The organism is Desulfobulbus alkaliphilus (genome assembly GCF_016918545.1).
Classification (GTDB): domain Bacteria; phylum Desulfobacterota; class Desulfobulbia; order Desulfobulbales; family Desulfobulbaceae; genus Desulfobulbus; species Desulfobulbus alkaliphilus.
Genome location: NZ_JAFFQC010000360.1, coordinates 1 through 409, shown reverse-complemented (window position 1 = coordinate 409; position 409 = coordinate 1). Strand labels below are relative to the sequence as shown.

Below are 409 nucleotides of genomic sequence, written 5' to 3'. Positions count from 1 at the left end.
GTCGATGAGGGCCTCCACCGGCTGCTGGCTGACCAGCCCGTCAGGGTGACGGCTGCCGGAATACTGCCAGAGCAGGATAGCGTCCTTGTCCGGTGTCTGGGACTGGCTGTTGCGGAACAGATGATGCGCCGTATCCTTGAGGCGCCAGAACACGCCCTTGCGCATGGCCTCGCCCAGGAGGTCACGGATGGACGAATAGGAAACCGCGCCTTCGTGGTCGAAACGGCGGCGCTGTTCTTCCAGCCCCTCATAGACCTGGCAGTAGTCACGCACCAGGTCACGCACTAAAAAGGCCTTGCGTTCCGGCGACCAGCGCCCGTTCACAGACCGGCCTCCTCCAGCAGGGCGCGGGCCACGGCCGCATCATAGAGCTTGAGGGGGTCGGCATCGGCGTTGCGCTCCTCGCGGT

At 65.0% G+C, this 409-nt stretch carries 1 pseudogene; it reads right to left on the bottom strand.

Annotation, left to right across the window (positions count from 1 at the left end):
* Positions 1-324 (bottom strand): annotated as a pseudogene (locus JWG43_RS18935) (hypothetical protein); the annotation flags it as partial.
* Positions 325-409 lie beyond the last annotated feature (85 nt).